The sequence below is a fragment of the Streptomyces sp. CO7 genome (genome assembly GCF_053474865.1).
In genome coordinates this window covers 68,044-75,659 of record NZ_JBRIOU010000010.1, presented here as the reverse complement: position 1 = coordinate 75,659, position 7,616 = coordinate 68,044, and the positions used below count along the sequence as shown (strand labels likewise).

Below are 7,616 nucleotides of genomic sequence, written 5' to 3'. Positions count from 1 at the left end.
AACCTGTACGCCAAGCAGCTCGACTCTGTGGCACGCTCGTCGTCATGACCGAACCGGCCACTCCCTCGGCGCAGCCCGCCTCGGCGGTGCGGATCGACCTGCCCGACGGCAGGAAGGTGATCCACCGCGACGTCGCCGCCAACGGCGCCCGCTTCCACATCGCCGAGCTGGGCGAGGGCCCGCTGGTCCTGCTGCTGCACGGCTTCCCGCAGTTCTGGTGGACCTGGCGCCACCAGATGAGCGCCCTCGCCGACGCGGGCTTCCGCGCCGTGGCGATGGACCTGCGGGGCGTCGGGGGCAGTGACCGCACCCCCCGCGGCTATGACCCTGCCAACCTGGCGCTCGACATCACCGGCGTGGTCCGGTCACTGGGCGAGCCCGACGCCGCCCTGGTCGGTCACGACCTGGGCGGCTACCTGGCGTGGACGGCGGCGGCGATGCGGCCCAAGCTGGTGCGCCGACTGGTGGTCTCCTCGATGGCCCATCCCCGCCGCTGGCGCTCGTCGATGCTCTCCGACCCCCGGCAGTCCTCGGCCGGCTCCCACATCTGGGGGTTCCAGAGGCCCTGGGTCCCCGAGCGGCAGCTGACCGCCGGCGGCGGGGAACTGGTCGGCCGTCTGATCCGCGAGTGGTCGGGGCCGGGCGGCGGGCCCGACGAGCAGGCTCTCGAGGTCTACCGGCGGGCGATGTGCATCCCGTCCACGGCCCACTGCTCGGTCGAGCCGTACCGGTGGATGGTGCGGTCCCTGCTGCGCCCGGACGGCCTCCAGTTCAACCGGCGCATGAAGCGTCCGGTGCGGGTGCCGACGCTGCACCTGCACGGCTCGCTGGACCCGGTGATGCGCACCCGCACCGCCGCCGGCTCCGGGGAGTACGTCGAGGCGCCCTACCGGTGGCGTCTCTTCGACGGCCTCGGCCACTTCCCCCACGAGGAGGACCCGGTGGCGTTCTCCACCGAGCTCGTGAACTGGCTCCAGGACCCCGAGCCGGATCGCTGAGCAGGCGGCTGGACGGAACCCGAGCCGGACCGCTGGGGGGACGGCCGGACGGGACAGGCGCACGGGCGCACACCGGCGCGCCCGCGGCGCACGCGCGCCCCCTGCGCTGGAGGCGTCCGAGCAGGTGACCGACCGATATCCGGACCCGGCTTCCTGTCCTACGAACATCCCATGCCTGCCGCATAGGCCAATTGGGGACGTCCGGCGCGGTTATCGACCTTGGGCCAGGGGCACACGTCGGGGTATGGGCTGGACGTACGACTTCAGTGACGCAGCACGTGACCGCCGCTCGGCCGACGGGCCGGGCGGCCGCCGCCGTGGGGCCTCGCGGCCACCGGCGACCGATCTCGGTGTGGGCATCGGCGGCATACTGCGCCGGCGTGCCCGGTGGGTGTCCGTGCGCCTGCGCCAGCAGCGCGCCTGATCCGCCTGCGCACCGTCTTTCCTCACACCGGTCTCTCCGTCTTCCTCGAGACCGCCCGCCGGCATCGCCCGGCGCGCGGTCTCCCGGCGAGGAGCCTTCCGGCAACGGGGCCTCCCTGCGCGGGTGACCCCGCGCTCCGGACGACCTCACCTGGGCGGCGCGGACCTCGTCACAGGGCGCACTGGTCGCTGTCCACCTGCTGGTCGGCGCGACGGCCCTGCTCGATGTCGTCCTTGATCTCGTCGACGGTGAGGGCGTAGCCGGTGTCCGGGTCGTCGAGCGACTTGGCGAACACCACTCCGACGACCTCGCCGCGCGGCGTCAGCAGCGGGCCGCCGGAGTTGCCCTGCCGCACCGTCGCGTAGAGCGAGTAGACCTGGCGCTGCACGGTGGAGCGGCGGTAGATGTCCGGCCCGTTGGCCGGGATCTGCCCGCGGACGCGGGCCGCGCGGACGTCGTAGCCGCCGTTCTCCGGGAAGCCGGCGACGATGGCGTCGTCACCGCTTTGCGCCGGCCGGGAGGCGAACCGCAGCGGTTTGGCCGTCAGGGCCGGGACGTCGAGGACGGCGATGTCGCGCCGCCAGTCGTAGAGCACCACTGTGGCGTCGTAGCGGCGGCCCTCGCCGCCGATCTGCACGGTCGGCTCGTCGACCCCGCCGACGACGTGCGCGTTGGTCATCACCCGCTGTCCGGCGAAGACGAAGCCGGTTCCCTCCAGCACCTTGCTGCAGCCGGGCGCGGTGCCCATGACCTTGACGATGGAGCGCTTGGCCCGCACCGCCACCTCGCTCTCGACGAGCGCCGCGTCCGGCGGGGCGACCTCGCGGATCGGCTCGTTGGCGAAGGGGCTGAAGACCTGCGGGAAGCCGTTCTGGGCGAGCACGGAGGAGAAGTCCGCGAACCAGGTGTCGGCCTGGCCCGGCAGGGTCTGCGAGACGCCCTGGAGCACCTGGGAGGTGCGGACCTGCTTGCCGACGGTCGGCAGCGTCGTCCCGGCCAGCGCGGAGCCGATCAGCCAGGCCACCAGCAGCATGGCCACCACGTTGACCAGCGCGCCGCCGGTCGCGTCGAGCGCGCGGGCCGGCGACCAGGTGATGCGGCGGCGCAGTTTGCCGCCCCAGTGCGTGGTCAGCGCCTGCCCGACCGAGGCGCAGACGATCACGACGATCACCGCGACCACTGCTGCGACCGTGCTGACCTGCGAGTTGTCGGTGAGCGCGTCCCATACCACAGGGAGCAGGTAGACGGCGATCAGGCCGCCGCCCAGGAAGCCGATCACCGACAGGATGCCGACCACGAAGCCCTGGCGGTATCCGACGACCGCGAACCAGCCGGCGGCGATCAGCAAAAGAATGTCCAGCACGTTCAACGCTTCACGCCTCGCCTCGTCCTCTCCCGGCCACCGCACCTCGTCCGCCGGGGCCCACCTCGTCCCTTCCCGTCGGGGTCCCGGTCACGACCTGCGGTCGAGGGACACCTCGCGGTCGCGGTCCCAGGGCAGTTCCCAGCCCGCGAAATGCAGCAGACGGTCGATGATCCCGGCGGTGAACCCCCAGACGAGGGCGGACCGCACCAGGAAGGCGGGACCACGGTATCCGCTCGGGTGCACCGCCATCGCCCGGTTGGCGGCGTCGGCGAGTTCGTCGATCGGGGCGGTGAAGACGCGGGCCGTCTCCGCCGGGTCGACCACCCGCACCGGGCTGGGCTCCCGCCACCAGCCCAGCACGGGCGTGACGACGAAGCCGCTGACCGGGATGTAGAGCTTGGGGAGCGCGCCGAAGAGCTGCACGCCGGCCGGGTCGAGACCGGTCTCCTCCTCGGCCTCGCGCAGGGCGGCGCGCAGCGGGCCGTCGGTGTGCGGGTCGCCGTCCTCGGGGTCGAGGGAGCCGCCGGGGAACGAGGGCTGACCGGCGTGCGAGCGCAGCGAGCCGGCCCGCTCGGTCAGCAGGATCTCGGGGCCGTCCTTGCCCTCGCCGAACAGGACGAGCACGGCGGACTGCCGCCCCCGCCCGTCCTCGGGCGGCAGGAAGCGGCTCAGCTGGCGCGGCTCGACCCGCTCCACGGCGTCGACCACCGGGTCGAGCCAGGTGGGCAGCCCTCGGGTGGACAGGCCGATGCCGCCGCCGGACACGGTCGTCGCACCGCGGTCCGCGTCGCCCGCACGTGTCATCGCCACCCCCGGTTCCGTGTCGCACGCCCCGCCGTTCAACGTCTCGTGATCCGCCCATCGTTCCCCACGCCGGACGGTGCCCGGCGGTTCCCTCATTCCTTGCCCAGCGGCGGGGCGGGGATGCCGCCGTGGTCCAGGTACGACTGCGGGGGCTTCAGCCGCTGGCCGGGGAAGCCGCCCTTCTCGTACTTCAGCAGCTTCTTCGCCTTCTCCGGGTCCGTCTCGCCCTCGCCGTACGCGGGGCAGAGCTCGGCGATCGGGCAGGCGCCGCAGGCGGGCTTGCGGGCGTGGCAGATGCGGCGGCCGTGGAAGATCACGTAGTGGGACAGCATCGTCCAGTCCCGCTTGGGGAAGAGCGTGCTCATCTCGGCCTCGATCTTCTCCGGCTCGGAGGCCTCGGTCCACCTCCAGCGGCGCACCAGCCGCATGAAGTGGGTGTCGACGGTGATGCCGGGGCGGCCGAAGGCGTTGCCCAGCACCACGAAGGCGGTCTTGCGGCCCACGCCGGGCAGCTTGACCAGGTCCTCGAGCTTCCCGGGCACCTCGCCGCCGAACTGCTCCACCAGGGCCTTGGACAGGCCCATCACCGAGCGGGTCTTGGCGCGGAAGAAGCCCGTGGGGCGGAGGATCTCCTCCACCTCCTCCGGGTTCGCCGCCGCGAGGTCCTCGGGGGTGGGGTACTTGGCGAACAGCGCGGGGGTGGTCTGGTTGACCCTGAGGTCGGTGGTCTGGGCGGAGAGCACGGTGGCCACGAGCAGCTGGTAGGGGTTCTCGAAGTCCAGCTCGGGGTGGGCGTAGGGGTACACCTCCGCCAGCTCGCGGTAGATCCGCCGGGCCCGGCGCACCAGGGCGACGCGTGACTCCGGCTTGGCGGCCCGTCGCGCCGCGGGCTTCCTGCCCGCACCCTTCGCACCCGCGTTCGCGGCTCCGGTGTCGGCCTTCGCGGCCGGCTTCGCGGTCGCCTTCGCGGCCCCCGCCTCCGCCTGCGCGGCGGCGCCGGCCGGCTCGCGGGTCTCGTCGTCCGCCACGTTCGTCGCTCCATTCGTGGTCTGTTCGCCGACGGCGGAATCACCCTGTCCGATCACCCGGTCGGACCGCCTGGGCCGTGTAGTCGTCGGCGTTTCGGACACCCGGCCAGCCTAAGGCTCCGCATGGACATCCGCCGCGTACCCCGGGGATCACGGCTCAATTGGGCCCCTGGCGCGATGTCTGGCACACCAGTGCGGCATCCTTGTGACAGATCACACTGTTTGGACCGTCCGGCAAAATGGGGAACCAGGACCCCTGGACGACCGGTGGTACGGACGGTAACCGGGGGGACAGGATTCCCTGAGCAGGTCGAATAGGAGAGATCTCGTGGACGACGTTCTGCGGCGCGCCCCGCTCTTCGCGGCGCTCGATGACGAGCAGGCCGCGGAGCTCCGCGCGTCGATGAGTGAGGTGACCCTCGCACGCGGCGACGCGCTGTTCCACGAGGGCGACCCGGGTGACCGCCTGTACGTGGTCACCGAGGGCAAGGTGAAGCTCCACCGGACGTCTCCGGACGGCCGCGAGAACATGCTGGCGGTGCTCGGCCCCGGTGAGCTGATCGGTGAACTGTCGCTCTTCGACCCGGGCCCGCGCACGGCGACCGCCACCGCGCTGACCGAGGTGAAGCTGCTGGGCCTCGGCCACAGCGACCTCCAGCCCTGGCTGAACGCCCGCCCGGAGGTGGCCGCCGCCCTGCTGCGCGCCGTCGCCCGGCGCCTGCGCAAGACCAACGACCAGATGTCCGACCTGGTGTTCTCGGACGTGCCGGGCCGCGTCGCGCGCGCCCTGCTCGACCTGTCGCGCCGCTTCGGCGTGCAGTCCGAGGAAGGCATCCACGTCGTCCACGACCTCACGCAGGAGGAGCTGGCCCAGCTGGTGGGCGCCTCCCGCGAGACGGTGAACAAGGCGCTGGCCGACTTCGCCGGGCGCGGCTGGCTGCGCCTGGAGGCCCGTGCGGTGATCCTGCTGGACGTCGAGCGGCTGGCCAAGCGCAGCCGCTGAGCCACCGGGCGAAGCAGACCTGAGGGAGCACGGGCCGGTCAGACCAGCCCGTGCTCCCTCAGGTATTCCAGCTGGGCGCGGACCGACAGCTCGGCCGCCGGCCACAGGCTGCGGTCCACGTCCGCGTAGACGTGCGCCACGACGTCCTCGGGACTCCGGCAGCCGCTCTCCACGGCCGTCTCCACCTGGGCCAGCCGGTGGGCCCGGTGCGCCAGGTAGTACTCGACCGCGCCCTGGGCGTCGTCCAGGACCGGGCCGTGACCCGGGAGCACGGTGTGCACGCCGTCGTCGACGGTGAGGGAGCGCAGGCGCCGGAGCGAGTCCAGGTAGTCGCCGAGCCGCCCGTCGGGGTGGGCCACCATCGTGGTGCCGCGGCCCAGGACGGTGTCGCCGGTGAGCACCGCGCGGTCGGCGGGCAGGTGGAACGAGAGCGAGTCCGAGGTGTGGCCGGGGGTGGGCACCACGCGCAGCTCAAGTCCTTCCAGCTCCACCACGTCGCCCGCCGCCAGGCCCTCGTCACCGAGGCGCAGCGAGGGGTCCAGGGCGCGGACCTTGGTGCCGGTCAGCTCGGAGAAACGTTTCGCTCCCTCGGCGTGGTCCGCGTGGCCGTGCGTGAGCAGGGTCAGCGCGACCCGGCGTCCGGAGCGCTCCACGGTGTCGATCACGTCGGCCAGGTGGCTCTCGTCCAGCGGTCCCGGGTCGACGACCACGGCGAGCCGGGAGTCCGGCTCGGCGAGCACCCAGGTGTTGGTGCCGTCGAGGGTCATCGGGGACGGGTTGGGCGCGAGCACGTTGACGGCGCGGGCGGTGGCGCGCCCGGAGGCGACGACGCCGCGGGGCTGTCCGGGCAGGGCGGCGGCGTCCGTCATGCGGCCGGTCCCTCCGCGGCGCCGGCGGTCACCCGCTTGGTGAACTCCTCGTGCCCGGGCCAGACCAGCTCGACCACGCCGTCCACCAGCCGGGCCTCGGCCAGCACCGGGGTCATGTCCCGCCCGGAGGCGGCGGCCAGCGCGTCGGCGGCCGTGGGGTGGGCCTCCAGGGTGCGGAGGGTGGAGATGGTGGGCGGCATCATCAGCAGCTCGCCCTTGTCGTACCCGGCGGCGGCGTCCGCGGGACGGGTCCACACGGTGCGGTCGGCCTCGGTGGAGACGTTGCGGGCACGCTGGCCCTCGGGGAGCACGGCGACGAAGAAGAAGGTGTCGTAGCGGCGGGTCTCGAACTCCGGGGTGATCCAGCGGGCCCAGGCCCCCAGGAGGTCCGAGCGCAGCACGAGGCCGCGACGGTCGAGGAACTCGGCGAAGGAGAGCTCGTGGCCCGCCAGGGCGGCGCGGTCCGTCTCCCAGTCCTCACCGGTGGTGTCGCCGACCACAGTGTCCTCCGTGGGACCCGCCAGCAGGACGCCGGCCTCCTCGAAGGTCTCCCGCACGGCGGCGCAGACGATGGCCTGGGCGGCCGGCTCGTCGACGCCGAGACGGTCGGCCCACGCGGCGAGGGAGGGGCCCGCCCAGCGGACCTGGCGGTCGTCGTCACGGGGGTCCACGCCACCGCCGGGGTAGGCGTAGGCGCCGCCGGCGAAGGCCATCGAGGCGCGGCGGCGGAGCATGTGCACCGCGGGGCCCTGGTCGGTGTCGCACAGCAGCATCACCGTCGCGGCGCGGCGGGGGGTCACGGGGGTGAGGGTGCCGGCCGCGAGGGCGCGTATGCGCTCGGGCCACTCCGGGGGATACCACTGATCATTCGCCATGCGGGGAGGCTATCCGCCGCGGGACGAATCTTCGAGGGGGGACCTTCGCCCGGGGGCCAGGTCAGGACGACGGGAACGCGCGGACGGAGTGCGCCTTCACGCCGACGGAGAGCGCCTCCGTGCGGACGGAGAGCGCCCTGCCCACGCGGGTCCGGCAGGCGCGGACCGGGGAGGCAGAGGGGGGCCGGAAGGCCGGGCTGCCGCTGGTCCCGCCGGTGGACGCGGGCCGGGCGGACGCGGGGCCCGCGG

General features: G+C 73.4%; 9 protein-coding genes. 3 read left to right on the top strand and 6 right to left on the bottom strand.

Translation table 11 applies throughout. From position 1 onward, the window contains the following. Positions 1-44 precede the first annotated feature (44 nt). Complete coding sequence (locus tag ACOV8S_RS28650) at positions 45-998, top strand: alpha/beta fold hydrolase (protein WP_448321403.1); 954 nt, start codon at positions 45-47, stop codon at positions 996-998. Between the two features lie 244 nt (positions 999-1,242). Then, a complete protein-coding gene (locus ACOV8S_RS28645; protein WP_382552568.1) occupies positions 1,243-1,422 on the top strand; it encodes a hypothetical protein in 180 nt (59 codons plus the stop codon). Positions 1,423-1,591: 169 nt separating this feature from the next. Here ACOV8S_RS28645 and ACOV8S_RS28640 read toward each other — a convergent pair whose 3' ends face one another. From ACOV8S_RS28640 to nth, 3 genes are all read right to left on the bottom strand, one after another. After that, complete coding sequence (locus tag ACOV8S_RS28640; protein ID WP_448321402.1) at positions 1,592-2,791, bottom strand: MarP family serine protease; 1,200 nt, start codon at positions 2,789-2,791, stop codon at positions 1,592-1,594. Between the two features lie 84 nt (positions 2,792-2,875). Further along, a complete protein-coding gene (locus ACOV8S_RS28635; RefSeq protein ID WP_448321473.1) occupies positions 2,876-3,592 on the bottom strand; it encodes an NUDIX hydrolase in 717 nt (238 codons plus the stop codon). 92 nt (positions 3,593-3,684) lie between these two features. Next, the gene (gene nth / locus ACOV8S_RS28630) at positions 3,685-4,620 is read right to left on the bottom strand and encodes an endonuclease III (protein ID WP_448321401.1); all 936 of its coding nucleotides are present in this window, start codon (positions 4,618-4,620) and stop codon (positions 3,685-3,687) included. A 328-nt stretch (positions 4,621-4,948) separates the two neighbouring features. Between nth and ACOV8S_RS28625 the strand changes: the two genes are divergently transcribed. Beyond that, positions 4,949-5,623, top strand: a complete 675-nt coding sequence (locus ACOV8S_RS28625) for a Crp/Fnr family transcriptional regulator (protein WP_108956964.1) — start codon at positions 4,949-4,951, stop codon at positions 5,621-5,623. A 38-nt stretch (positions 5,624-5,661) separates the two neighbouring features. On the opposite strand, the gene ACOV8S_RS28620 is transcribed toward ACOV8S_RS28625, so the two are convergent. The 3 genes from ACOV8S_RS28620 to ACOV8S_RS28610 all read right to left on the bottom strand — a co-directional run. Next, on the bottom strand, positions 5,662-6,492 hold the full coding sequence (locus ACOV8S_RS28620) for an MBL fold metallo-hydrolase (RefSeq protein ID WP_448321400.1): 831 nt from the start codon (positions 6,490-6,492) through the stop codon (positions 5,662-5,664). Next, the gene (locus ACOV8S_RS28615; RefSeq protein ID WP_448321399.1) at positions 6,489-7,367 is read right to left on the bottom strand and encodes an NUDIX hydrolase; all 879 of its coding nucleotides are present in this window, start codon (positions 7,365-7,367) and stop codon (positions 6,489-6,491) included. Before ACOV8S_RS28615 ends, ACOV8S_RS28620 begins: the two co-directional genes overlap by 4 nt. A 61-nt stretch (positions 7,368-7,428) precedes the next feature. Beyond that, positions 7,429-7,616: hypothetical protein (locus ACOV8S_RS28610; RefSeq protein WP_448321398.1), on the bottom strand; the 188-nt coding region annotated here is incomplete at its 5' end.